The 26,446-nt window shown below is 52.8% G+C and carries 16 protein-coding genes and 1 tRNA gene; 16 read left to right on the forward strand and 1 reads right to left on the reverse strand.

Going from position 1 to position 26,446, the window contains the following annotated elements:
• Window positions 1–148 precede the first annotated feature (148 nt).
• The 16 genes from rpoC to J7I43_RS02115 all read left to right on the forward strand — a co-directional run bounded on the left by rpoC (window position 149) and on the right by J7I43_RS02115 (window position 25,018).
• The gene (rpoC, locus tag J7I43_RS02040; RefSeq protein WP_209142710.1) at window positions 149–4,447 is read left to right on the forward strand and encodes a DNA-directed RNA polymerase subunit beta'; all 4,299 of its coding nucleotides are present in this window, start codon (window positions 149–151) and stop codon (window positions 4,445–4,447) included.
• 250 nt (window positions 4,448–4,697) lie between these two features.
• On the forward strand, window positions 4,698–5,717 hold the full coding sequence (locus tag J7I43_RS02045) for a glycerophosphodiester phosphodiesterase (RefSeq protein ID WP_209142712.1): 1,020 nt from the start codon (window positions 4,698–4,700) through the stop codon (window positions 5,715–5,717).
• Between the two features lie 179 nt (window positions 5,718–5,896).
• A complete protein-coding gene (locus J7I43_RS02050; protein WP_209142714.1) occupies window positions 5,897–6,514 on the forward strand; it encodes an OmpH family outer membrane protein in 618 nt (205 codons plus the stop codon).
• Between the two features lie 71 nt (window positions 6,515–6,585).
• Window positions 6,586–8,004, forward strand: a complete 1,419-nt coding sequence (locus tag J7I43_RS02055; RefSeq protein ID WP_209142716.1) for an APC family permease — start codon at window positions 6,586–6,588, stop codon at window positions 8,002–8,004.
• A gap of 622 nt (window positions 8,005–8,626) precedes the next feature.
• Window positions 8,627–9,157, forward strand: coding sequence for a DUF4254 domain-containing protein (locus J7I43_RS02060; RefSeq protein WP_236023277.1), 531 nt, complete (start codon window positions 8,627–8,629; stop codon window positions 9,155–9,157).
• Entirely contained in the window at window positions 9,141–10,169 is a 1,029-nt protein-coding gene (locus tag J7I43_RS02065) for a glycosyltransferase family 9 protein (protein ID WP_209142720.1), read from the forward strand. The genes J7I43_RS02060 and J7I43_RS02065 overlap by 17 nt, the downstream gene beginning before the upstream one ends.
• 76 nt (window positions 10,170–10,245) lie before the next feature.
• Window positions 10,246–10,319: transfer RNA gene (locus tag J7I43_RS02070), tRNA-Gln, on the forward strand.
• A gap of 173 nt (window positions 10,320–10,492) precedes the next feature.
• Window positions 10,493–10,906 carry a DUF6157 family protein gene (locus J7I43_RS02075; protein ID WP_209142722.1) on the forward strand — a complete coding sequence of 138 codons (414 nt, stop codon included), beginning with the start codon at window positions 10,493–10,495 and terminating at the stop codon, window positions 10,904–10,906.
• A 149-nt stretch (window positions 10,907–11,055) separates the two neighbouring features.
• Window positions 11,056–13,065, forward strand: a complete 2,010-nt coding sequence (locus J7I43_RS02080; RefSeq protein WP_209142724.1) for a restriction endonuclease — start codon at window positions 11,056–11,058, stop codon at window positions 13,063–13,065.
• 70 nt (window positions 13,066–13,135) lie between these two features.
• Window positions 13,136–16,324 (forward strand): S41 family peptidase, encoded by a 3,189-nt coding sequence (locus tag J7I43_RS02085; protein WP_209142726.1) that lies wholly within the window; start codon window positions 13,136–13,138, stop codon window positions 16,322–16,324.
• A 17-nt stretch (window positions 16,325–16,341) separates the two neighbouring features.
• Window positions 16,342–16,872 (forward strand): RNA polymerase sigma factor, encoded by a 531-nt coding sequence (locus tag J7I43_RS02090; protein ID WP_209142728.1) that lies wholly within the window; start codon window positions 16,342–16,344, stop codon window positions 16,870–16,872.
• Between the two features lie 78 nt (window positions 16,873–16,950).
• Entirely contained in the window at window positions 16,951–18,009 is a 1,059-nt protein-coding gene (locus J7I43_RS02095) for a FecR family protein (RefSeq protein WP_209142730.1), read from the forward strand.
• Between the two features lie 172 nt (window positions 18,010–18,181).
• Complete coding sequence (locus J7I43_RS02100; RefSeq protein WP_209142732.1) at window positions 18,182–21,499, forward strand: SusC/RagA family TonB-linked outer membrane protein; 3,318 nt, start codon at window positions 18,182–18,184, stop codon at window positions 21,497–21,499.
• An 18-nt stretch (window positions 21,500–21,517) separates the two neighbouring features.
• Window positions 21,518–22,930 carry a RagB/SusD family nutrient uptake outer membrane protein gene (locus tag J7I43_RS02105; protein ID WP_209142734.1) on the forward strand — a complete coding sequence of 471 codons (1,413 nt, stop codon included), beginning with the start codon at window positions 21,518–21,520 and terminating at the stop codon, window positions 22,928–22,930.
• 8 nt (window positions 22,931–22,938) lie between these two features.
• A complete protein-coding gene (locus J7I43_RS02110; RefSeq protein ID WP_209142736.1) occupies window positions 22,939–23,967 on the forward strand; it encodes a cyanophycinase in 1,029 nt (342 codons plus the stop codon).
• A gap of 1 nt (window position 23,968) precedes the next feature.
• Window positions 23,969–25,018 (forward strand): isoaspartyl peptidase/L-asparaginase family protein, encoded by a 1,050-nt coding sequence (locus J7I43_RS02115; protein ID WP_236023278.1) that lies wholly within the window; start codon window positions 23,969–23,971, stop codon window positions 25,016–25,018.
• 53 nt (window positions 25,019–25,071) lie between these two features.
• Here J7I43_RS02115 and J7I43_RS02120 read toward each other — a convergent pair whose 3' ends face one another.
• Window positions 25,072–26,445 (reverse strand): phosphatase PAP2 family protein, encoded by a 1,374-nt coding sequence (locus J7I43_RS02120; protein ID WP_209142738.1) that lies wholly within the window; start codon window positions 26,443–26,445, stop codon window positions 25,072–25,074.
• Between the last annotated feature and the right edge of the window lies 1 nt (window position 26,446).

Consider the following 26,446-nt stretch of genomic DNA (forward strand, 5'->3'; position numbering starts at 1 on the left):
AAATATTCCGTATCCCGGTGCAAACCGGGGTACGGTTCTTTCCATTTCAGTTCCGGAATTTTAAAGTGAATGTTTAAGGAAAGCAAAGAACGGAACACCTGCTGCCCGACTTCACTTACGACATAGAGTTTTCTTTAAAAAACATACAATGGCCATCAAAAAAGAAAATCGTCCTAAATCAAATTTTAGCAGCATCACCATTAGCCTCGCTTCACCGGATACCATCCTGGAGCGTTCTTATGGCGAGGTGCTGAAACCCGAAACCATCAACTACCGTACTTACAAGCCGGAGCGTGATGGTTTGTTCTGCGAAAGGATATTCGGCCCTGTGAAGGACTATGAATGTTACTGCGGAAAATATAAGCGTATCCGTTATAAGGGCATTGTGTGCGACCGCTGTGGTGTTGAAGTTACCGAGAAGAAAGTGCGCCGCGAAAGAATGGGCCACATTCGCCTGGTAGTGCCCGTTGTACATATCTGGTATTTCAAATCATTACCCAATAAAATCGGTTACCTGCTCGGTATGAGCTCCAAAAAACTGGAAACGATCGTGTATTACGAAAGATACGTGATCATCCAGAGCGGGGTGAAACAGGAGAAAGGACTGAACTATGGCGATCTGCTCACAGAAGAAGAGTACCTGGACATCCTGGATACCCTTCCCAAAGACAACCAGATCCTGCCCGACGAAGACCCGAACAAATTCATCGCCAAAATGGGCGCTGAAGCGGTGGAAATGATGCTGGCGCGTATCGATCTCGACGGCCTTTCCTACCAGCTCCGCAACCAGGCGGCTACCGAAACTTCACAACAGCGTAAAGCCGAAGCGCTGAAACGCCTCAGTGTTGTGGAAGCGTTCCGCGATGCCAACGGCCGTGTTGATAACCGTCCCGAATGGATGGTGATGCAATACATTCCCGTGGTGCCGCCGGAACTGCGCCCGCTCGTTCCCCTGGACGGCGGCCGTTTCGCGTCTTCCGACCTCAACGACCTCTACCGCCGCGTGATCATCCGCAACAACCGTCTCAAACGCCTGATCGAGATCAAGGCGCCGGAGGTGATCCTGCGTAACGAAAAACGCATGCTGCAGGAAGCCGTGGATTCCCTGTTCGACAACTCCAGGAAATCCAACGCGGTGAAAGCAGAAGGCGGCCGCGCGCTGAAGTCGCTCTCCGATGTGCTGAAAGGTAAACAAGGCCGTTTCCGTCAGAACCTTCTCGGTAAACGTGTGGACTACTCCGGTCGTTCCGTTATCGTGGTTGGCCCTGAACTGAAACTGCACGAGTGCGGCCTGCCGAAAGACATGGCTGCCGAACTGTTCAAACCGTTCATTATCCGCAAGCTCATCGAAAGAGGCATCGTTAAAACCGTTAAATCAGCTAAAAAGCTCGTAGATAGAAAAGAAGCAGTGGTTTGGGACATCCTGGAAAATGTACTGAAAGGTCACCCTGTGATGCTCAACCGTGCGCCGACCCTTCACCGCCTGTCCATCCAGGCATTCCAGCCGAAACTGGTGGAAGGTAAAGCGATCCAGCTGCACCCGCTCGTGTGCTCTGCGTTCAACGCGGACTTCGACGGTGACCAGATGGCGGTACACGTGCCTTTGAGCAACGCCGCGATCCTGGAAGCACAGCTGCTGATGCTCTCTTCGCACAACATTCTCAACCCGCAGAACGGTACGCCTATCACCCTGCCTTCACAGGACATGGTACTCGGCCTCTACTACATTTCCAAGGGTAAGAAAACCATGGGCGACGAGATCGTGAAAGGCGAAGGCAAAGCCTTCTACTCCGCGGAAGAAGTGATCATCGCGCACAACGAAGGCCGTGTGGACCTGCACGCACATATCAAGGTGAAAGCCGATGTGCGTAAAGCCGACGGAACGCTCGAGCGCAAACTGATCGAAACTACCGTGGGCCGCGTGATCTTCAACCAGTTCGTTCCGAAAGAAGCAGGTTATGTAAATGCCCTGCTTACCAAAAAATCACTGCGCGAGATCATCGGCGACATCATCAAAGCGACCGACATTCCGAAAACCGCGAAATTCCTGGACGACATCAAACAACTTGGTTTCCGTACAGCATTCCGTGGCGGTCTGTCCTTCAATATCAACGACCTGATCATCCCCGACGCCAAACAGCTCATGATCGATGGAGCCGCCGGCGAAGTGGACGAGGTGTGGGATAACTACAACATGGGGCTGATCACCAACAACGAACGCTACAACCAGATCATCGACATCTGGAGCCGTGTGGACACGAAAGTGACCGAAACGCTGATCCGCGAGCTGGCTACGGACAAACAAGGTTTCAACTCAGTTTACATGATGCTTGATTCCGGCGCCCGTGGTTCCAAACAGCAGATCAAACAGCTGGCCGGTTTGAGGGGATTGATGGCGAAACCGCGCAAGAGCGGTTCCACCGGTTCCGAGATCATCGAGAACCCGATCCTTTCCAACTTCAAAGACGGGCTGAACGTATTGGAATACTTCATCTCCACGCACGGTGCGCGTAAAGGTCTTGCGGATACGGCCCTTAAAACGGCGGACGCAGGTTACCTCACCCGCCGCCTGGTAGACGTTGCGCAAGACGTTGTGATCACCGAAGAGGATTGCGGAACGCTCCGCGGCATTGCTACTTCAGCGCTGAAAGACAACGAAGAAATAGTAGAACCGCTGTACGACCGTATCCTGGGCCGTACTTCCCTGCACGACATCTTCAACCCGCAGAACGAAAACGAGCTTTTTGTTGCGGCCGGTGAAGAGATCACGGAAGAAATTGCAAAAACGATCGAAGACAGCAGCATAGACCTGGTAGAGATCCGTTCCGTACTCACCTGCGAAAGCAGAAGAGGCGTGTGCGTGAAATGTTACGGCAAGAACCTGGCGACCGGGTACACTGCACAACGTGGTGATGCCGTTGGTATCATCGCCGCGCAGTCCATCGGCGAGCCCGGTACACAGCTTACACTGCGTACGTTCCACGTAGGTGGTGTGGCCGGTTCCGCTTCCGTAGAATCTACCCTCAATGCGAAATTCGACGGTACCGTACAGTTCGACGGCCTGCGTACCACTACCTTCGAGAACAACGAAGGCGAGAAAGTACAGGTGGTTATCGGCCGTACCGGTGAGCTGAGGATCATGGACGTGAAAAACGACCGCCTGCTGATCACCAACAACGTACCTTACGGTTCTACCCTGGTCGTAAAAGACGGGCAGAAAGTAGCGAAAGGGGATGTGATCTGCACATGGGACCCGTTCAACGCCGTTATCGTTTCCGAGATCGCCGGTAAAATTCGTTTCGACAGCATCATCGAAGGCATCACCTTCCGTGAAGAAGCCGACGAACAAACCGGTCACCGCGAAAAAGTGGTAATCGAAACCAAGGATAAAAACAAGATCCCGTCTCTGCTCGTAGATGGCAATAAAGAAGTGAAATCTTACAACCTTCCCGTAGGTTCTCACATCATCATCGAAGAAGGCGCTCCCGTGAAGGCCGGACAGGTGATCGTGAAGATCCCCCGCGTGATCGGTAAACTGAGAGACATCACCGGTGGTCTGCCGCGCGTAACCGAGCTGTTCGAAGCCCGTAACCCGAGCAACCCCGCCATCGTATCCGAGATCGACGGTGTGGTGGCATTCGGTAACATCAAACGCGGTAACCGCGAGATCATTATCGAAAGCCGCGAAAGCCAGGTGAAAAAGTACCTCGTTCCGCTGACCCGCCACATCCTGGTACAGGACGGCGACTTCGTGAAAGCAGGCACTGCGCTCTCCGACGGTTCCATCACCCCGGCAGACATCCTCTCCATCAAAGGTCCTTTTGCAGTGCAGGAGTACCTCGTGAACGAGATCCAGGAAGTTTACCGCCTGCAGGGTGTGAAGATCAACGATAAACACATCGAGGTGATCGTACGCCAGATGATGCGTAAAGTAACCATCGAAGATCCGGGAGATACCCGCTTCCTCGAAGGCGACACGACCGATAAATTCGAATTCTTTGAAGAGAACGACCAGATCTTCGACAAGAAGGTAGTTACCGAAGCCGGCGATTCCGGTGTGATGAAAGCTGGCCAGATCGTTACCCTCCGCCAGGTGCGCGAAGAGAACAGCATCCTGCGCCGTGCAGACAAAAAGCTTGTGGAATACCGCGACGCCGAATCTGCAACGTCCAGCCCGCTGCTGCTCGGTATCACCAAAGCGTCTCTGGGTACGCACAGCTGGATCTCCGCAGCGTCCTTCCAGGAAACCACCAAAGTACTGTCTTCCGCTGCCATCAACGGCAAAACGGACGATATGCTGGGCCTGAAAGAGAACGTGATCACGGGTCACCTGATCCCTGCCGGTACCGGTCTGAGAGAGTTCGAGAACATGATCGTAGGCTCCAAAGAAGAATACGACATCCTCGCATCTTCCAAAGAAGTGTTCCAGTTCGACGAAGAAGAATAGGTTCAAAGCCTTTACTGATAGTCCAAAGCCCCGGTATAACGCCGGGGCTTTTTTTATTTTCCTGACATATTAAAACCCTGTGCCGGCCGAGTGATGCAAAACTTTGTTACCTTTTTATAAAATCTCCTGCTGCTATTTTGATTTATCCACTCACCACCGTATTTTGTAACTTAATGTAACAAAATTGAAAGCTGAAAGAAATAATCCGTAAGCTTGTGTAACTGATACAAACGAAAGAAAACAACATACCATGCGTTTACGTTATCGAATCATGATCCCGGCTTTACTCGCAGCAGCGGCCGTTAACGGGCAGGCGCCCCTTCACATGGACAATTACACCATTCCCGTCGGCAAATCCGGCGCTAAGGTTGGCACCATTTACACGCCGCAGGGCGCGGCCAAAGGCGTGCAGCTGGCGGAAGACACGTCAGGCCTTTTTACTGTCAGCAAAAAAGGCGTGCTGCAGCTGAAGAAAAAAGCCAGCCTGGGCGCGGACGCGGCGATGCAATACGCCGTTACCCTCAAAACAGGCGATGCCAGCGAATCGTTCATCCTCGTAAAAGATGAATTTAACCGCAACAAAGTAGTGGCGCACCGCGGCGCATGGAAAAACAACGCCGGCAGCCAGAACTCCATCACTTCTTTCAGGGATGCAGTCCGCATCGGTTGCGAAGGCTCCGAGTTCGACGTATGGCTGTCTAAAGACGGCGTACCCATGCTCAGCCACGACGGGCATATCGGCGGCAAAACCATCGAAGAAACGCCCATCGCGGAACTGACCGCCATTGAACTCAAGAACGGCGATCATGTGCCCCTGTTCGAAGATTATATCAAAGAGGCCATGAAGCAAAACAAAACCCGCCTGGTGCTGGAGCTGAAACCCTCCAAAACCGGCCGTGGAGAGCAGTTGGCGCAAACCTGCATGGACCTGATCCGCAAATACAAATGCGAAGCATGGATGCTGTACATCAGCTTCGACTACAACATCTGCAAAAAGGTGGCGGCTATCGACCCGCATGCGAAAGTGGCGTATCTGAATGGCGATAAAACGCCTGCGGAGCTGAAAGCCGACGGCATCTGGGGTTTTGACTACAATTGGAAAGTGATCGACAAAGACCCGAACATCTTTAAAGAGGCCCGCAAAAACAAAGTGACGGTGAATATCTGGACGGTGAACGATCCCGCGCAGATGAGCACGTATCTCAATGCAGGCGCAGATTTCCTGACGACAGACGAGCCTGAGAAAGCACTCGAGCTTGTTAAAAAATAACCGCGGGGAGGGCAATGGCCCTCCCTTTTTTCTTTTTCCCGCTGTTGACTTCCAAACCCTTGCCCACACTTTCTTTTCGCGATTTTCATTTTAACGTTTTTTTGTATCCCAAAAATGTTATTTTAGCCGTTCCAAGATTTTCTATTTCAATTTAAAGGGTTAAAAATCTACCGATCAACATGTACACTCGTCAACTTTTTGTGAAAAATGGACTTTTCCTGGCGGCGATAGCCGGAGTATTTGCGGCATGCCAACAGGGTAACAACAAGACCGCGGCAAAAAACGGCGCCGATTCATCGGCCCAGGCAGCGGCAGCCGACGGTTTGGGCGGCCAAAAGCTGGCATTCGTAGATATTGATTCCCTGGAAGCGCACTACAATTATTTCAAAGAAAAGAAAGCAGAGCTCGACAAGAAAAAAGAAGGGGCACAGAACGATATAGTAGGAAGGGAAAGACAATTGCAGAACGAACTGTACACGCTGCAGCAACGCGCCCCGAACATGACGCAGCAGGAAGGCCAGGCAGCCGAAGCAGGCCTGCAGAAAAAAGCGCAGCAGCATGAACAATACAAACAGAACCTCATCGCGCAGCTGCAAACGCAGGAAGCCCAGTTCAACGAAGACCTTCAGAAAAGATTGAATGAGACCATCAAAAAATTCAATGCGGACAAACGTTACGCATTCATCTTTTCCTACCGCGAAGGCGCCAGCAACATCCTGTACAAAGATGAAGCCTACGACATTACCAAGGAGGTGATCGAGCAGCTCAACGCAGAGACACCGGCACAGAAGAAATAATGAACGGAAAATATTACATTTAATCCCGGCGAACAGCCGGGATTTTTATTATCAACCATTCATCAACCTTTATGTCAATCAACCAGGAAAACTCTTTTAAACCCAGTCTCAGTCTGGTGGACGCCACCATGATCGTTGCCGGTTCCATGATTGGTTCCGGTATTTTTATTGTCTCCGCCGAAGTGGCCCGTTCCATGGGCTCCGCCGGCTGGATGATGGCCATGTGGGTGCTGGCCGGTGTGGTAACGCTGATTGCCGCGTTGAGCTACGGCGAGCTGTCTGGCATGTTCCCCAAAGCCGGCGGCCAGTACGTATATCTCCGCGAGGCTTACAATCCCTTTATCGCATTCCTTTTCGGATGGACGCAGTTCGGCGTGATCCAGACGGGTACCATCGCCGCCGTGGCCATGGCCTTTGCCAAGTACCTGGGGTATATCGTGCCGGCCCTGGGTGAGAAAAATATCCTGTTCAGCATCGGTAGTTTTTCCGTGAACGTGGCGCAACTCGTCGCCATTGCTTCCATACTCCTGCTGACTTACATTAATACGCGGGGGGTGAAGAACGGGAAGATCATCCAGACCGTGTTCACCTTCACCAAACTGTTTTCCCTTTTCGGCCTTATCGTTTTCGGTCTTATCATCGGCGCAAAGGCCGAGATCTGGAACGCCAACTGGCAAAACGCCTGGTCGTACTCCACCGTCAACATGAATGGTGAAGTGATCGCCAATACACTGGGCAGCATGGCTTTCCTCGGCGCCATCGCCGTATCCATGAAAGGCACTTTGTTTTCAAGCGACGCCTGGAACAACGTGACGTTCATTGCCGGGGAGATCAAAAATCCGCAGAAAAATATCGGCCGGGCGCTGTTCCTCGGCACTTTCATCGTAACCATCATTTACGTTTCCGCCAACCTGATGTACCTGGCCGTGCTGCCGTTCAACGAGATCGCGTTCGCCGAGCAGGACAGGGTAGGGGTAGCTGCCGCCGAGAACATTTTCGGCGCGGGCGCCGGGGCGGTTACCATCGCAGTGATGATCATCATATCCACTTTCGGCTGCAACAACGGCCTGATCCTCTCCGGCGCGAGAATTTATTACACCATGGCGAAAGACGGCCTGTTTTTCCGCAAAGCGGGCGAACTGAACCGCTTCGACGTGCCGGCCTACGGCCTCTGGGTACAGGTGATCTGGGCCAGCCTGCTCTGCCTCAGCGGCAAATACGGCGACCTGCTGGCCATGGTGATCTTCGGCGTGCTGGTGTTCTACGTGATCACCATCCTCGGCATCTTCATTCTCCGCAAAACCCGGCCGGACGTGCCGCGCAGCTACAAAGCCTTCGGCTACCCGGTGCTGCCCGCTATTTACATCGTGGTGGCGCTGAGCCTGGCCGTGCTGCTGCTCATTTACGAGCCGCGTTACGCCATACCGGGCCTGGGCATCATTTTGCTGGGCATCCCGTTGTATTTCCTCGCCAAAAAAGAACTGAAATAACTGCTTCCATTGCGAAAAAATGGCGCACCGCTGCTGTGGCGCGCCATTTTTATTTTACAACCGCCCGGTTTACAATAATTTAGATGTAGTAACACATAATTTTTTCTCACTGCGGAAATATTACAGCCGTTTCCTGTAATTTCGGGTAAGCCTTAAGATAAAAGAATATGTTAATGCCAATTTACCCTAGCTTAAGTCAACAGTGATTACTAAATAACCCAAAACAATACCTGTAGAGAAGATATAACCAGACAAGACACGGAAAATCTCACCATGATTTTCCAGACATTTTTATGTGCATGCATTGTTGTTAGTCATGTTGCGGGCGTCTCCAACATGCTAATAACGTGCATGACAATCAGGATTTTAGCAATTTTAATGATTTTCAAAGCCCTCTTTAGAGAACCATTGAAAGCCTACACAATTGCATTCTCGAACATTCACATGATTTTATGCCCGGCACCTGTTTCTACAGCGTGCCTTTTTTTTGCCCTGCCGTGGCGGCATGCCATGAGGGATTTTCAAATTTCCAGATTACATTTGCTGCATGTTTACGGCACTTTGTATCAGCATATTCGACCAGAGCATACGCGATTATCATGTTCATGATGATATTCACCGTATGATTGAGAATCCTTACGAAAAAACGGCTATCGAACATCTTTTGTACGCCAAAAACTGGATCGATACGGTGCAGTGGCACTTGGAAGACGTGATCCGCGACCCGAAAATCGACCCGGTGAAAGCACTGGAAATGAAGCGGTGGATAGACCGCAGCAACCAGGAAAGAACGGACATGGTGGAGCACATCGACAGTTATTTCCTGGATAAATACAACACCGTGATCCCTGTTCCGGGCGCGTCTATCAACACCGAAAGCCCGGCCTGGGCCATCGACCGTTTGTCTATCCTCGGCCTTAAAATATGGCACATGCGCGAAGAGGCCACCCGTGCGGACGCCAGCGAAACGCACCGCGAAGCCTGCCGCAAAAAGCTGGAAATTTTGCTCGAGCAGCAGCGCGATCTTTCCACCGCTATCGAAGAACTGCTGGAAGATATCGGTAAAGGCCGCAAATACATGAAAGTGTACAAACAGATGAAAATGTACAACGATCCTTCGCTCAACCCGGTGCTGTATGGCCAAAAGCCCTGATCATAAAACTATCCTCGCCATCCGTTTTTCCGCCATGGGCGATGTGGCCATGACCATCCCCGTGATGAAACAGGTGCTGGACGCGCATCCTGGTGTTACCATCGTATTCGTGACGAACAAAAACTGGAGCGCGTTGTGCGAAGGCATTCCCCGCCTCGTGTTTTTCCCCGCCGATCTGAAAGGCGAGCACAAAGGGCTGAAAGGCCTCTACAAGCTGTTCAGGGCTATCCGCAAGGCGCATCCCGCCGTTAGTGCGGTGGCGGACCTGCATCATGTGCTGCGCTCGCGCATCGTGCGTACTTTTTATAAATTTTCCGGCATACGCGTAGCGGTGATCGATAAAGGAAGGGCCGGCAAAAAGGCGCTCACACGGAAAGAAAACAAAATTTTCCGGCCGCTCAAAACCACTATCGACCGCTACCGCGATGTATTCGCCGCGCTCGGCCTTTCCGCCGGCGACACGCCGGGAACGCTGCCACAGCAGCCTTCTCCGGGCAAAACCCAGATCGGCATCGCGCCTTTTGCAACCTATCTTGAAAAAACATACCCGCTCGAAAAAATGGAGCAGGTGATCGAAATACTCACGCGCGACGGATCGGTGGAGATCCTGCTGTTCGGCGGCGGAAAAGAAGAGGTGACGAAGCTGGAAAACCTTGCCCAAGGCCGGCCGCAGCTGAAAGTAATGGCAGGGAAATACAGCCTGAACGAAGAGCTTCGCACCATCAGCGGGTTGTCGGTGATGGTGAGCATGGATTCCGCGAACATGCACCTTGCCTCGCTGTACGGCGTGCCCGTGGTTTCCGTATGGGGCGCCACGCATCCTTACGCGGGGTTTATGGGGTTTGGGCAAAAGGACGAAAATGCGGCGCAAATTGAGCTATATTGCCGCCCCTGCTCGGTATTCGGCAATAAGCCCTGTTTCCGGGGCGATCATGCCTGTATGCAACAGCTGGCTCCGGAAATAATCGTGGGAAAAGTGCGGGAAACCTTGGCTGGACGGGCTTTGACGTGATATTCCGGGAAAAAAAGCGGCAAGTTTTTTGGAAGAAATGGAAAAAAGTCTACTTTTGCAATCCCAACGAACGAATTGTCCCATAGTATAATGGTAGTACGACAGATTTTGGTTCTGTTTGTCTTGGTTCGAATCCAGGTGGGACAACCAAAAAACCGCTGCAGGTCTGACTTGCAGCGGTTTTTTTTATGGTCGCCCGGCGTTATCTTTTGACAATGCTTTTTTATTTTTCATAAGTTGACATACATCATTCCCGGTCGTCTGCTCCTGACATAAGGCTGTCACCCGGCCGTTATAGCTTTACGTTATAAAAACTTTTTTCCATGCCACTACACACCACAAACCAATTCAATACTTTCATCATCGTGGCGGACGATTGCCCTGCCGTAAACGGGGAAATACCCCCGGTTAAAGGAGAGAACAAAACGGCCGCGAACATCCAGTTTGATATGATCAGCAAAAAACCATACGGATATACTTCCGACGATGTGCTTTTCCAGGTGTTTGCGGATAAAAACGATCTGACTAAAAACGAGTACAAAACGGAAAGAGAGAAGTTCTTTTCCAAAGGCCAGGCCTGCTTCCGTGCCTCCCCGCTTACAAAGCGTTACGGATGGGGCCTTCATTACAACGAAGAAGGCAAAATAGCGCTTTTCGGCCGTGAAACGAAAGAGTATGAAAAACTTTCGAAAGACAAAAAACTGAAAGTGGTGAAAGCGATGAGATCTTCGAGATAAGATCCATCCGGGCCAAGTCGACAACAAGCCATGGAAATAACAACATCTTCCCGGTTTTCATTTTCATCCTAGCGATTTTAATCTTAAATTGGTTAATCCTTGCGCCCCAAAAATGCGCCCCGCAATTTTACCATAAAAAATTATCCCTTATGGACTGGAAAGAACTGGAAACTAAAGTCGCCGATATTTTCAAACTATTTGGCTACGATGTGACTGCCGATACAAAGATCGATGCTGCGCAAACAGATGCAATCGCTACCTCGCATAACAAATTCAAGCCGCGCATACTGATCGAATGCAAGTTTCATGAAAGCGCCGGCAAAGTAGGCATCAATGAAGTAGAAAATTTCAAGGCCCGCGTGCTCACGTTGCGCATGAAAGGTAAAATCGACCAAGGATATCTCATCACCAACACCGGCTTTACCGCCAGCGCCAAAGAATCATTGTCCGACGCAGCCAGCTACGTTTTTCTGATGAGCTATGACGATCTACTGCACCAGATGATAGACGTGGATTATTACCTGAAGAATTTTGTGGAGCGGTACGAAAAGGAGCGCCTTCAAAGGTATGTCGATCTCCGCATTATCGATATTAGTCAACTGCAAACGCTCAATTATAATTACGTAATCGAGGAACTGATGCGGATGGAGATTGAGTTTCACAGTACCCAACGTTTCGGGATGTTCTATGAAGATCTGGATATAAGAGCATATCTTGAAAAGGGGCGTCCCTTATCCGCTAGATCAAGGAGAGCAAGGGAGTCGATCGAGGCTTGGCGCAAAGCGATATTTGAGAAGATCGATCTCTTCAGCAGCTATATTTCCTCGTTTACAGGCAGCGATCAGAATGTATCGATCGTACTGGCTGATTTTGGCGGAGGAAAATCCACTTCGCTGGAGCACACGATGTACTGCCTGGCAAAGGCGAAGCTGGAAAACATTGGCAATGGCCAACAAAAGATCCCGCTGTTGTTGACCTTAAAGCATTACAATAAAGTACCCGATATCGATTCAATGCTGATCAATTTTTTTACCACGGAAATTGGTTATTCCAATATCAACCTGCAGGTCTTCAAGAGAATGAACGAATTAGGCCACTTCGTGATCCTGCTTGACGGGTTCGACGAAATGGCCAAACTCGTTACGCCCATCGAAAGAAAGCTTACGTTTATCGAAATATGCAAGCTGGTAACGCCGAATAACAAGGTCATCCTGAGCTCGCGGCCCGGCTATTTTCCCGAAAATAAAGAATTTGGCGAGCTGCTTAGAAAATACCTTCCCAGGAAAAAAGGCGACGGAACAAAAAAATATTGCGGCATCCACGTGCCAGACAATTGCCGGATAGCCTGCCTGCAGCTGATGGACACAGCAAAGATCAATGAGTATATAAAAAAAGCCATCGATTCGGGCGATAAAGACAAGATCGAAGGCATCCTGCGTCATAAATCCGTGCGCGACCTGGCGGCTAGGCCGGTGCTGCTCAATATTATATCTGAGACCTATGATGACCTGAAAGACCTGCCGGACGAAGAGGTAAGCCTTAAAAAGTTATACGACATTTATACCAGCAAATGGATTAACAGGGAAGAAGATAAAGGGCTTTTCAGAGTGTTGATCAATGCAGACGAGAAACTCGCGTTTATTGTGCTGCTGGCCGTACAGATGCATGAGCAGGACAGCCTGGAAGTACATTTTTCTGTGCTGGATAAATTGATCAGGGATAGGTTTGGGATAGACAACCAGGAAAAGGTCGATCATTTTAGTCATGATATCAGGACCTGCGCTTTCCTGAACCGCGACGACCAGGGGAATTACGCATTTATCCACCGTTCTTTCCTGGAATATTTTGTGGCGAGGGAATTTTACAACTTTCGCGCACCCATATATGGAGACCGTTTTTACAAGCTGTTCAGCGACGGCATCTTATCCTTCATCGACATCTACGATAAGACTTTCGGTGATATATTTTCGTCTCTTAAGGAATACCGGCTGGTGAAGAATGAAGTGGTTAAAAAGCAGAAATTCGAAATGGCCGCCAATTTGAGGGAGGCGGAAAAGGACCTGTATGGAAAGATTCAGGGGACATGGCCTGATTTTAAAGATATCGCTGCCCTCAACAGCGATTATCGGCAAAAGCTGGGCGAGTTTGTGATTGAATAGCCTCATTGGGATGCGGCGCGTTCATCACGGTCAAACTTTGATTTCAGCAAATCTTTCGTAATTTTTCGCGATGATCCCCCTGAAAAGAGCATTCCCGGCACTATGTTCCCTGCTGTTCAGCCTTACGGCAACGGCGGCGGAAAATCCTTTGTGGCTGCGTTACCCGGCCATTTCACCGGATGGCAGGACCATCGCGTTCACCTACCGCGGAAATCTTTACAAAGTGCCGTCCACAGGCGGCACGGCGGTTCCGCTCACGATGGACGGCGCGGGCAACTGTATGCCGGTATGGAGCCGCAACGGCGGGGCGATCGCTTTTGCGGGAAAAAGCGCGGGCAATTTCGATGTGTACGTAGTGCCTTCCGAAGGCGGCGAAGCCAAACGCCTTACCTGGCATTCCGCCGATGAACTTCCATACGATTTCACAAAGAACGGCGTGGTGTTCGGCGCCGTGCGGCTGGACGATCCGGCCAACCGGCAATTCCCTTCAGACGCTTTGCAGGAGCTGTACATTGTTCCGGCCACCGGCGGGCGCGTGCAACAATTGCTTACTACGCCGGCGGAAGACGCGAAACTGAGCGAAGACGGGCGTTTTATCGTGTACCACGACCGCAAGGGCCGCGAAAATATCTGGCGCAAACATCAAACGTCATCCATTGCGCGTGATGTATGGTTGTACGATACACAAACTAAAAAACACCGCAAGGTCAGCTATTTTGACGGTGAAGACCGCAGCCCTGTGTGGTCGGGGAGCTGGATTTTTTTTCTCAGCGAAAAAAACGGCAGCTTTAATGTATACCATACTTCCCTGCACGAGATGATGCAGCCGCAGCAGATCACCTTTTTGAAAGACCATCCCGTGCGTTTCCTTAGCATCGCGGAAAATGGCACGCTGTGTTTTGGTTACGATGGAGGGATATACCTGAAAACGCGCGACGGAAGCCCTTCCCGGCTGAACGTAACGATTCCCGTTGCGGGAAAAAATGACGACGAAAAAAATGTGCCGTTCGGCGAGATCACGGAAATGGCCGTATCGCCCACGGGAAAAGAAATAGCATTTATCGCACGCGGCGAAGTGTTTGCCGGCAGCGCAGACGGAAGTTTTGTGCGCCGCATTACCCGCACCGCGGGAGCCGAAGCGGGACTCAGCTTTTCGCCGGACGGGCAGTCGCTGCTCTATGCCGGCGAGCGAAACGGCCGCTGGAACATTTACCGTTCGGAGATCGTGAACGGGAAAGAACTTTATTTTTTTAACGCGACTTCCTTAAAAGAAACGGCGGTGATCGCGAACGAACAGGAGAACTACCAGCCAAAGTTTTCCCCCGACGGCAAATCGATCGCTTTCATCGAAAACAGGGCCACGCTTAAAATATTCGATCCTTCCACCCAACAAAGCCGCACCATCGTTGGCAACGAACAGCTTTACAGCCGCAGCGACTTCGACCAGCATTTCGAATGGAGCCCGGACGGGAAGTGGCTGCTCGTGAAATACAACGGCGCAGGCAACGGCAACGACGAGATCGGCATCGTGCCCGCCAACGGCAAAGAAACACTGGTAAACCTCACCCGCAGCGGCTACAGCGATTCCAAACCGCAATGGGCCATGAACGGCAGGATGATGATCTGGCAAACCGACCGCAACGGCCTGCACAGTTACGCCAACAGCAGCACGCGGCAGAACGACGTGTACGCGCTGTTCTTCGACCGCGGCCTTTGGAAAGACTTCGGCCTGAGCAAAGACGAGGCCGCCTTGCAGAAAGAACTGCGCGCAAAAACGCCGCAACCCGCCGCAGGCAAGCAGAATGAAATAGACTGGGAGGGGCTGGAGCTGCGGAAAACACGTTTGACCGCGCATCCTTCACTGCTGGGAAGCGCGCTGGTGAGCAAAGACGGCGAAACGTTGTATTATCTCGCCAAATTCGAAAAAGACTACGATCTCTGGAGCTGCAACCTGCGCACCAAAGAAACAAAACTGCTGCTGCCGCTGAACATCGACGATGCGTCTATGCAGTGGGACAACGAAAAAAAATATGCCTGGCTGCTGGCAGACGGCAAAGTGATCCGCATCGACCCGGCCGCGGGCAAAAAAGAGAACATTGCATTTACTGGTGAAATGACGGTGAACACCGCGGAAGAGAGAAAAGCGATGTTTGAGCATGTATGGCGCAGGACGAAGGAAACCTTTTACACCGGCAGTCTGCACGGCGTTGACTGGGACGCGCTGAAAAAAGATTACGAAAAATTCCTTCCTTCCATCGATAACAATTACGATTTCGCGGAATTGCTGAATGAGATGCTCGGCGAGCTGAATGTAAGCCATACCGGCGCCAGCTTCAACGAAGAAAAGAAAGACCGCGACGTTACCGCGTCGCTCGGCGCGTTTTACGATCCCGCGTACAAAGGCCCGGGCCTGATGGTCGCGGAAATAATGGCGGGCGGCCCGCTGGACGATCCCGCTTTGGGCGTCGCGGCGGGAACGGTGATCGAAACGATAGACGGTGAAAAGATCGGAACGGACAAAGACGTTGCGGCGTATTTTAACCGGAAGGCCGGGAAAAAAATATTGCTGGGTATCCGCAAAGGCAATACCATTCAGCAGTTGCAGGTAAAACCCGTATCGCCCGAAAGAGAATTCGACCTGCTGTACGAGCGTTGGGTGAAGCGCAACGAAGCTGAAACGGACAAACTCAGCAACGGCCAGCTCGGTTACGTGCATCTTTACCGGATGAACGACGCAGCCTACCGCCGCACTTACGAAGAAGTGCTGGGCCGTTTCCCCGGGCGCAAAGGCATTGTGGTAGACACGCGTTTCAACCGCGGCGGCGACCTGGCTTCCGAGCTCATCATGTTCCTCAGCGGCCGGAAGATCCGCAACAACACGAACGATCACTTCCTGGTATACAGCGAGCCCGCTTTCCGCTGGACGAAACCTTCCGTGGTGCTGGCCTGCGAGGCCAACTACAGCGACGGGCACTGTTTCGTGCACGATTACCAGGAACTGAAAATGGGCAAACTGGTGGGCATGCCCGTGCCCGGCAGCTGCACGTGGATGACGGGGCAGACCCTTCACGATAACGCCATACATTTCAGTGTGCCCACGCTCGGCGTAAAAGACCTGCAGGGCCGTTATCTTGAAAATTCACAAACACAGCCTGATATCGAAGTAAGGAACGATTTCGATAAAGTGGCGGCCGGCCGCGACCAGCAGCTGGAAGCCGCCGTGGAGGCATTGATGAAAGAACCAAGCTCAAACCGTTGACAGGGGAAGAAAATAATATGGCTTATTGGGAAGGGATCAGGAAAGGCAACAAACAGGCCTTTTTTGATCTCTACAACAATACCTATTTCCACCTGGTGCGTTTCGGCCTGAAAATTACGGCCAACGACGAGCTGGTGAAAGATTCCGTTACGCAGCTGTTTCTCCAGATCTGGGAAAAACGTCACCGGCTGAGCCCCGTTACGCAGGTGCGGGCCTATCTTTTCACCGCGCTGCGCCGCATGCTGATCGACCAGCTGGAATATCACGCCAAAATAGAGACCGCCATCGAGCGCATGGGACAGCAGGAAGCCGCCAGCGAGCTGCCGTACGAGGAGATCATCGTGCGGGTGCAGCAGGACGAGGAGCTGAAACGCAGGCTGTACCATGCCATGCAGCAGCTTACGCCCCGGCAGAAGGAATTGATCGGCCTTATGTTCTTCGAAGGGTACAGTTACCAGCAGATCGCAGACCATACCTCCCAAAGCGTAAAAACAGTGTACAATACGATGTACAACGCGATCCGGCAGCTCCGTGAGCTGCTGAAATGACCTTTCTCAAAAAAAAGTTAAAATTTCTTTGGGCAAAACCGCTTTTTCCGCCGTCAGTATTGGAAAGGTGTATGTAGTATGAGCGACCAATACCGCAACGCAGAGGATTTTGTCTGCGACGAATCCTTCCAGCGTTACTGCCTGGGAACGGACCCGTCCGCCACTGATTTCTGGGAAAACTGGATAAAGGAGCATCCTGAAGCTTCGGGTGAAATAACCGAAGCGAGGAAACTTTTTTCCATGCTCAACGCCAACCAGGGCAACCTGGAACAGCAGGTGCGCGAGCTGAAAGACGGTATGGAGAGGTCTATGCTGCTGAAAGAAGGTTTCGGCCAGCTGGAGGCCCGCAGCCGCAGGCCGCGCAGGTGGCTGTATGCGGGTGTGGCCGCGGCAGTGCTGATCGTTGCCGGTACTTTCTTTTTGACGGACAGGCCTGCGGGCAAACCGGCGGCAGTTTTGCCGGTGGCGGTTTCCACGGTAAAAACCGGGGATGAGCCGCGTAAAACGCTGATGCTGGCAGACGGCTCGATACTTACCATGCGCAACAACACCACGGTATCCCTTTCCGAAGGTTTCAGCAAAACCAACCGTGTGCTCAGCCTCTCCGGCGAAGCATTTTTCGACGTAAAGCCCGATCCCGAGCATCCTTTCATCGTACATACCAAAGACGCGAGCATTGAAGTGCTGGGTACCGTTTTTAACGTAAGCGCCTATCCCGGCAACGCCTATACTGAAACGGCCCTGTTCAGGGGCCGGGTGGAAGTGACTTCCAAAGAAGACCCTTCCCGCAAAACCGTACTGATGCCCAGCCAGAAGCTGGTGATCCAGTCGGGAGGCAGGAGAGACACGTCTTTTGCCGTGCGCTCGCTGGCCGTAGACCCGGTGGACCATAAAGCCAAAGAAATCGCCTGGATCAGGAGCCGCCTGAAGATCCAGGACGAATCGCTGGAGCAGATCGCGCAACGATTGGAGCAGTGGTACGGCATTTCCATCGTGTTCACAGACGAAGCGGTAAAACAATACAGCTATTCCGGCACATTCGAGAGTGAAACTGTCATCAAGGCATTGGAAGCCTTGCAGTTATCGTATCCCTTCAATTTTGTGGCAGAGCAAGACAGGATCGTTATCAGCAAATAAAACAACCAGGGTCAAAATTCTATAAAGGAAAAAAGAAGCGTTGGCGCGCTTCTCATCAACCAAAAAACAAAAAAAATGGGAAGTGTTGGCGCACTTCCCGGAGTTTAGCAATTGAGAGCAAATCACAACGAAAATGAATAAGGCTATTCACTCACTAAACCATAACAAAGTTATGAAACTCCCGCTATTGTTGGCTATGAAACTAATTACGCTATTGCTTCTACTGGGTTTCCAGGTGCAGGCCGTTACCGGCAGGGGGCAGGACAAGATCAGTCTTGATCTCCACAAAAGCAGCATCCGGAATGTGCTCAACCAGGTAGAAAAACAAACCACTTACCGCTTTGTGTACCACACGGGCACGCTGCCAGAAGGCCAGCGCGTAAGCATTTCCGTGCAGAACGCAGAGCTGTCGCAGGTGCTTTCCCGGGCATTCGCCGGCCTGGGCCTGAGTTATGTGATCAAGGAAGACAACCTGGTGGTGATCCTTGCCAACGGCCAGCAAGCCGTTGCAGACAGGCTTGTGAAAGGCCGGGTGGTAAGCAACACCAACGAGCCGCTGCCCGGTGTAGCCGTTCGCGTAACCGGCACCAACACCGGTACCGCTACCGGCGGAGACGGGCGTTTCGCCATCAGCGTGGGCGATGCGGCCAAAACTTTGGAATTTTCCCTGCTGGGCTTCGTTGCCCAAACGGTAACCATCGGCCAGCTCACGGAATTTAACGTGGTGCTGCAGCCTTCCACCACCAGCCTGGGAGAAGTGGTGGTAACGGGTTATACCGGTTACAACAGGAGCAAATCCGTTTCGGCGGCCACCACCGTGGGGGGAGATAAGATCAACGAAGTGCCTGCCGCCACTTTCGAGCAGGCTTTGCAGGGCCGCGTGCCGGGCCTGCAGGTGAACGCGGTGTCTGGTCAGCCCGGCACCAGCGCCAACGTAACGCTCAGGGGCATCGGCACCATCGCCGGCAACACCAGCGTGTTGTACGTAATGGACGGCGTGCCCATCGAGGCGGGGGCTTTCCAGGCCATCAACCCGGGAGACATCGAATCGGTTACCGTGCTGAAAGACGCGTCTGCCAAGGCGCTGTACGGCTCGCGTGGCTCCAACGGCGTGATCGTGATCACCACCAAAAAAGGCAAATCGGGCAAAGTAGCCGTGGAATACCGTTCGCAATACGGTGTTTCCACCCTTACCACGCCCCGCTTTAATATGATGAACTCGAAAGAGCGGAAAGAATTCGAAGAAGGCATCGGCGTAGAGACCGGCGCCGAAGCGGGGCCTTTCTGGATATACTCCAAGCTCCACCCCGATTACGCCACGATGACGCCGGCCCAGCAAGCTAATGCTGACCGTATTGTAGACAGTCTGCTGCAAATGAACACCGACTGGCGCGACCTTTTTATGCGCAACGGCAAATACATGGAGCAGCAGGTGAGCGCCAGCGGCGGCAACGAAAACATCCGGTTCTATTCATCCCTCAACTATTTCGATCAGCAGGGCCTTGTACGGGTCTCTGACATGAAACGTTACACCGTAAAAAACAATCTCGACTTCACGGCGGGAAAATTCACCGCCAACCTCAACGCGAACGTAGGATATTCAAAAAGCAGCTTCATCCAGCAGGAAGGCAGCACCGCGGCCAACAACCCGCTGTCTGCCGTGTATTACGCACTGCCTTATGAATATCCCTACGCGCCTGACGGCAAACTGGTGACCACCGGAGACGGTGCGGACTATCCCGTGCTGGACCTGCGCGAAGGCAGCGATTCTTATGAGAGAATGCTCAACACCAGCAAAATGCAGAACCAGCTGAAAATGATCCTCAGCACCTCGCTCAATTACGAGATCGTAAAAGGGCTGGTAGCGAAAACCAGGCTGGGTATCGATTATAAAGACCTGACCACCGAAGACTGGTTCAACCCGGATTCCTACGCCGGCCGCAGGGTGTCCAACGGCAACCAGGGCAGCTACGGCGAAGGCGTTTCCCGCCGCACTTCCGTGATCTCCACATCGGGCTTTACTTACAACAATGTGATCGATACGAAACATGAGCTGGAAGTATCCGGTTATTTCGAGTACCTGAAAAACACTTACCGTTCTTTCGGCTATACCGGTTACGGTCTTGACCCGCGCCTGCCCAGAACGCCCGCCGGCGTTGGCGATCCGGGCACCTACACGCCTTTGCTGAACGGCGGCAAATCTTCCAACGCCACCGCTTCTTTCATCGGCCTACTGCGTTACACTTACAACAACAAATACACCTTCAACGGAAGTTACCGTTACGACGGATCTTCCATGGTACCTGAAACCAACCGCTGGCACGGCTTTTACTCGGCGGGTGTAAGCTGGGAAACCAAACGCGAAGCTTTCCTCGAAGACGTGGACTTTATTTCCGCATTACGTTTCAGGGCCAGCTACGGCACCACCGCCAGCCAGTTCCTCAACGACTTCGCTTATCTCGCCACCTTCGAAAGAGCCTCCTATGGCGGCAATCCGGCCATCGTGCCGAGCCAGCCGGGCAACGCCGAATACGATTGGGAATATGCGAAAGAGCTGAACATCGGTTTCGACCTCGGGCTTACCCGCGGCAACCGCATCAGGCTGACGGCTGAATATTACAACCGCATCACCAGCAACCTGTTCATCGACCAGCGCCTTTCCTTCACCGCCGGCGTGCCCGACGAAACGTTGCCCATCAGCTCCGGCAAAATGCGCAACAGGGGCGTTGAGATCGACCTGCAGGGCGATATCGTGCGCAAGGCGGACCTTACCTGGACCGTGGGCGTGAACATGGCTTACAACAAAAACAAAGTGCTCGATCTCGGCGGCGCCGATGAATTCGAGAACGGATATACCGGCATCATCCGCGTAGGCCTGCCCTTCGGTGCGCATTACGCGCCAAAATGGGCCGGTGTGGACCCTGCCAACGGCGACCCGCTGTATTACGACATCGACGGCAAGATCACCACCGATTACGATGCGGCTACCATGAGCGTAGCGGAATTCGGTACTTACATTCCCGAGCTCACGGGCGGTTTTAATACGGGCCTTACCTGGAAAAATTTCTATGTGAACGCGCTGCTGAGCTTCAACGCCAAAGTGATGCGTTATAACAATGAAGATTATTTCAACGAAAACCCCAGCTTCATCACCAGCAACCAAAGCACTAGGCTGCTGTACGACCGCTGGAAAAAACCGGGAGACAATGCCATATTGCCCCGCATCAGCGCAGACCGCAACTTCACTTCGCGCGATATTCAGGACGCGTCGTTCCTCCGCCTGCGCAATGCGAACATCGGCTACAACCTGCCCAAACACGTACTGAACAACCTGCGCATCATCAAAGGCGCAACTATTTACGTGCAGGGCCAGAACCTGTTCACCTGGACCAAATGGAGAGGTTTCGACCCCGAAAACGGCAATGAATACGCACGTTTCAGCTATCCTACTCCGCGCACCTACGTGGTGGGTTTAAATGTTAACTTTTAATCTTTCATTATGCGCAGCATGAAAAAATATTTGCTTTACATATCAGCCGCCGCCTTTTTCACTTCAGCCTGCAACAAACAGCTGGACCTCCGCCCCTCGGATTACATCGATCCCGAAGGCGCTTACCAGAACGTGGACGACGTGAACCAGGGCCTGCTCGGCGCGTATTCCGCACTGAACTACTATTCCAGCATCCGTTACACTTCGCTCATTACGGACGAGAACATGCTTCCGTCTGAAAACAGCACCGGGTCCGGGTTTGCGACCCACCGCTGGCAGTACGACGGCAGTTTTTTGCACGATTCCTGGAAAGACAATTACATCGCCATCGACCGGCTGAACAGGGCGCTGAGCGCGTCGTACGGCGTAGCCGTAAAACCCACCGAACATGAAGCGCTGGCGCAATACCAGGGCGAACTGCTGGCGCTGCGGGCTTATTGTCATCTCGAGCTTGTGCGCAACTTCGCGGAGAAATATGAAAGCGCCGCCATGGGCGTGCCTTACATGGACAGTTCCTACATCGGCAAACCTTCCAGGCTCACCTTCGGGGAAACCATGGCGCGCATCAACGAAGACCTTGCCGCTGCGAAAGGATTGATACCCGCCGGCTTCGACGACCGCACCCGCATCACCAAAGCCGCGGTGGCCGCTTTGCAGGCGCGTGTGGCTTTGTATGAGAAGAACTGGGACAATGCCATCACTTTCGCCACCGAAGCGATCGACGCATTGCCGCTGGCGAACCGCACGCAGTTCCCCCAGATATGGAAAGACAACAGCACCGCGGAAGTGTTCTGGAAACTGAAAAGAGTGATCGGCGACGAAGAGGTCGGCAGTTTTTACACACAGGCGGGTTTCCTGAACAACCCGGCCGGCAGAAGGATCTACTATGCGCCGTCTTTCAAGCTGGTGAACCTTTTCGACAAAACCAACGACATCCGTTTTTCTTCCTACATCACCGTTGACGCAGGCCGCCAGGCTGCGGGAAACGTGCCGAACGCGGTGACCAAATACGTGGCCGCCAATACCGAAAGCAACCTGGCAGACATCAAGCTGCTGCGTACGGGAGAAATGTATCTCATCCGCGCGGAAGCATATGCCGAAAAGGATATGCCCGGCCCCGCGGCAGACGATATCAACGACCTGAGAGCCACGCGCATTGCGGGTTACACACCGCAGGCATTTGCCAATAAAACAGCGCTGGTCAATGCGGTAATGACGGAGCGTTTTAAAGAGCTCGCGTTCGAAGGGCATCGTCATTTCGATCTCAGGAGAAGAAATCTCAACATCTCCCGTAATCCCGAAGACGCGGTGAACGCGCTCGGCGCCGTATTGCTTACGCCCAACGATCCGGAATACGTGTTCCCGATCCCGAACAGCGAGCTGCGCGCCAACCCGAATGTGAAACAGAATCCAGGTTACGTGAATAAATAAAGACAGGCATGAGGAAATTACTGACGGTATTTTTTATAGGGCTTTCCGTGTATACGCAGGCCCAATCGATAAGGGAAGCAAACGTGATCAGCGGAAGAAAAGCTTCGCTGGGCGTTACGGGCGACACAACGGACGTGGTGACCAAAACACGCGGGGGCGTGGCCCTCGTGGGCGGCGGTGGCGATGTGCCCGGCGCGTTCAGGTGGATGATCGATCGCAGCGGTGGGGGGAATGTAGTGGTGATACGCGCTTCCAGCAATTATTTGTATAACCGCACCATCGACAGCCTGGGCAAGGTCAGCTCCGTGGAAACGCTGCTGATCGATTCCCGCGAAACGGCCAACGATCCCGAAGTGGCAAGAGTGATCCGCAACGCTGAAATGCTTTTTATTTCCGGCGGCGATCAGTCCAACTATATGAACTTCTGGAGAAATACCAAAACCTCCGAAGCGATCAATTACCTGCTGAATGAGAAAAAAGTGCCGGTGGGCGGCACCAGCGCGGGCTGCGCCGTGCTCACCGGCATGTATTACAGCGGCGAGACCGGCAGCGCCACGGCCAAAGCGCTGCTGAACCCGTACGATACGCTCGTGACGCTGTACAACAACGATTTCCTGCAGCCGCCTTTCCTGCGCAACGTGATCAGCGACCAGCATTACGTGGCCCGCAAACGGCAGGGCCGGCACATGGCTTTCCTCGCGCGCATCATCACCGACTGGAAAGTATTTCCCAAAGGCATTGCGCCGGATGAAAGAACGGCCGTGTGCATCGACGAAAAAGGGAATGCGCGGGTGTACGGCGAAGGGAAGGCTTATTTCCTGATCACAAGCGCCAAACATGCGCCCGAACAATGTGCGCCGGGGAAACCGGTAGAGTGGGCCGCCAACAAAGAAGCCGTAAGCGTGTATGAATTGCAGGGCGCGGAGAACGGCAATGGGTTTTTCTCCGTATCGGACTTCAAACCGGCTAAAGCAAAAGGCGGCCAGTGGTATTTTTGGTGGGTGGAAAATGGTATCTTAAAAGAAAGAAACAAATAACATGCGTAGAAATTATTGTTATTCCGTATTGCTGCTTGTTATCGCCGTAACGCTCGGCGCCTGTATGCAGAAGGCGCCCGAAGCGAAAACCGGCGATTACGTCCTGGTGATCCATGGCGGGGCGGGCACGATCCTTAAAAAGAACATGACGCCTGAAAAAGAAGCCGCATACAGATCCGCCTTGGAAACGTCGCTAAAAAAAGGCTACGATGTGCTGCAGGCTGGCGGTTCCAGCCTCGATGCCGTTGAAGCGGCCATTCATGTGCTGGAAGACAATCCGCTGTTCAACGCGGGCAAAGGCGCCGTGTTCACGCACGACGGCCGCAACGAGCTGGACGCCTCCATTATGGACGGCGGCACGCTGGCAGCGGGCGCCGTGGCGGGCGTACGGGTGATCAAAAACCCGATCTCACTGGCAAGGGCCGTGATGGAAAAATCCGAGCACGTGATGATGGCGGGCCGCGGCGCGGAAGAATTTGCCGCGCAGGCAGGCGTGGAGATCGTAGATACGGCTTACTTCCGGACGCAGGAACGTTGGGACGGACTGCAGAAAGCGCTGGCGGAAGATTCGGCCAAAGCCAAACTGGATCACAGTTTTATTCCTTCGCACAAACTCGGTATTCAAAACATCGACAATAAATTCGGAACAGTGGGCTGCGTGGCGCTGGATAAAAAAGGTAATCTTGCGGCGGGCACATCCACCGGCGGCATGACCAACAAAAAATTCGGCCGCATCGGCGATTCGCCCGTCATCGGGGCGGGCACTTATGCGAACAACTCCACGGTAGCGGTTTCCTGCACGGGCTGGGGCGAATTTTACATCCGCAATGTAGTGGCGCACGACCTTTCCGCGATGATGGAATATAAAGGTCTTTCCGTGGAAGATGCGGGCAAGGCGGTTATTAAAAAAGTGGGAGACCTTGGCGGGGACGGCGGTTTGATCGCGCTCGACAAAAACGGCAACATCGCGATGCCGTTCAACACCGAAGGCATGTACCGCGGAACGGTGACTAAAGAAGGGAAGATTGAAGTATTGATCTACAAAAATTAACCTGCAAACTGGATAAAGGCCGGCCGCTCCACCGAAAGGGAGCGGTCTTTTTATTACCAGATGAACGCCGTCAGCCCCAGCCCGAACACGAAATGATTAAAACGCACTTTCTCCCGCCCGATATGCCTGAAAATGAATTTTCCTTCCGCATCCACATCGTCTACGATATCGATATCGAAATCATGATCTGAATCGAAATAACTCGTGTAGGCTTTGAGACCGAGATTACGCGCGATGCGTTTTTGTATGCCCAGGCCGGCGGACCAGCTGAAAGTGGCTTCCGGCTTGTATCGCAGGTAGGGAAACTCATTCATTTCCAGGAATTCTTTCCACTCGTCGTTGAGCACCAGCACCACGTTGCCGTCTGCCCCCAGCGAAGAGCCAGCCAGCACTTTACCGGTAATGAACCAGTTGTGCGGAAGCGGCACGCTGAAAAACGGCCCCGCGTGCAGGTAGCGAATGCCCATCGGCTGGGTGTAATGCGCGTTGCTGATCTCGGTAACGTCGGGATCGTCTATTACCAGCCCTTCGTCGTTAATGGGAAAACTGGTGAACGCGAACTCGCCGCCGATGCCGATGTTGCGGTGCGGAAACCATGCGCCCGAAAGTCCGAGGTTAAATCCTTCCTTCGCTTTGATGCCGTCTACGCGGCCGGTAAGATCTTTGGTGGTGGCGGTCGCGAAGCCCATCCGCATTTCCAGGAAACTCGGCTTGCCGTCTACCGGTATCGGGTCTTTATGCAGCACGGGGCGCTCGCCTTTGTCTTTATACACTTTCTCCGCGATAAGATAACCCAGTTCGGTAGACAATATGCCGATGCCCGCGCCTGCCAGCACATCGCTCACCCAGTGACGGTTATTGAGCTGCCGGCCGATGGCCGTGGCGGTAGACATGGCGTAGCCGCCCACGCTGTACAGCGGGTGACGGTACTGCCCGTATTCCTTATGCAGGAAAGTAGCGTTCATGAACGAATTGGCGGTATGCCCTGAAGGAAAGGAATTATTCTGCGAGCCGTCCGGTCTTTCCACTTTCGCCGTGTATTTGATGGCATTTACCGTAACGCCCATGATCACCGCGGAAAATGCGTAAGAAAAGAATGCGCGTTTCAAAGTGTGTTTCCCTTTCACGCCGGCGGCATTCAGCCCGAAAACGGCTACTGCGGGCACATATTGCATATAGTCGTCGAAGTGATAACGGAAGGTGGGGATATAACGGTTACGCAGTTCCCTCACATTTTTCCGCTCGCCCCAGGTGAGCGCGCTGCCGGCAAAAAGAATGACGGGCACGGTGGTGATGCGTACGGCTTCGCTTTGCCAGAAACCGGGACGGACCAGTGTGTCCGGCGGCAATTGCTGCGCGCGCGAAGAGAGCAGGAAGAATGTGGCGGTAAATCCGAGAAGCAGCCTTTTGCTGAAAGGAAATATCATA

The organism is Chitinophaga chungangae (genome assembly GCF_017742215.1).
GTDB lineage: Bacteria > Bacteroidota > Bacteroidia > Chitinophagales > Chitinophagaceae > Chitinophaga > Chitinophaga chungangae.

Excerpts from the sequence above, each read along its gene's own strand:
- rpoC (WP_209142710.1), top strand. The coding sequence starts at position 149 with ATGGCCATCAAAAAAGAAAATCGTCCTAAATCAAATTTTAGCAGCATC.
- J7I43_RS02045 (WP_209142712.1), top strand. The coding sequence starts at position 4,698 with ATGCGTTTACGTTATCGAATCATGATCCCGGCTTTACTCGCAGCAGCG.
- J7I43_RS02050 (WP_209142714.1), top strand. The coding sequence starts at position 5,897 with ATGTACACTCGTCAACTTTTTGTGAAAAATGGACTTTTCCTGGCGGCG.
- J7I43_RS02055 (WP_209142716.1), top strand. The coding sequence starts at position 6,586 with ATGTCAATCAACCAGGAAAACTCTTTTAAACCCAGTCTCAGTCTGGTG.
- J7I43_RS02060 (WP_236023277.1), top strand. The coding sequence starts at position 8,627 with ATGATTGAGAATCCTTACGAAAAAACGGCTATCGAACATCTTTTGTAC.
- J7I43_RS02065 (WP_209142720.1), top strand. The coding sequence starts at position 9,141 with ATGGCCAAAAGCCCTGATCATAAAACTATCCTCGCCATCCGTTTTTCC.
- J7I43_RS02075 (WP_209142722.1), top strand. The coding sequence starts at position 10,493 with ATGCCACTACACACCACAAACCAATTCAATACTTTCATCATCGTGGCG.
- J7I43_RS02080 (WP_209142724.1), top strand. The coding sequence starts at position 11,056 with ATGGACTGGAAAGAACTGGAAACTAAAGTCGCCGATATTTTCAAACTA.
- J7I43_RS02085 (WP_209142726.1), top strand. The coding sequence starts at position 13,136 with ATGATCCCCCTGAAAAGAGCATTCCCGGCACTATGTTCCCTGCTGTTC.
- J7I43_RS02090 (WP_209142728.1), top strand. The coding sequence starts at position 16,342 with ATGGCTTATTGGGAAGGGATCAGGAAAGGCAACAAACAGGCCTTTTTT.
- J7I43_RS02095 (WP_209142730.1), top strand. The coding sequence starts at position 16,951 with ATGAGCGACCAATACCGCAACGCAGAGGATTTTGTCTGCGACGAATCC.
- J7I43_RS02100 (WP_209142732.1), top strand. The coding sequence starts at position 18,182 with ATGAAACTCCCGCTATTGTTGGCTATGAAACTAATTACGCTATTGCTT.
- J7I43_RS02105 (WP_209142734.1), top strand. The coding sequence starts at position 21,518 with ATGAAAAAATATTTGCTTTACATATCAGCCGCCGCCTTTTTCACTTCA.
- J7I43_RS02110 (WP_209142736.1), top strand. The coding sequence starts at position 22,939 with ATGAGGAAATTACTGACGGTATTTTTTATAGGGCTTTCCGTGTATACG.
- J7I43_RS02115 (WP_236023278.1), top strand. The coding sequence starts at position 23,969 with ATGCGTAGAAATTATTGTTATTCCGTATTGCTGCTTGTTATCGCCGTA.
- J7I43_RS02120 (WP_209142738.1), bottom strand. The coding sequence starts at position 26,445 with ATGATATTTCCTTTCAGCAAAAGGCTGCTTCTCGGATTTACCGCCACA.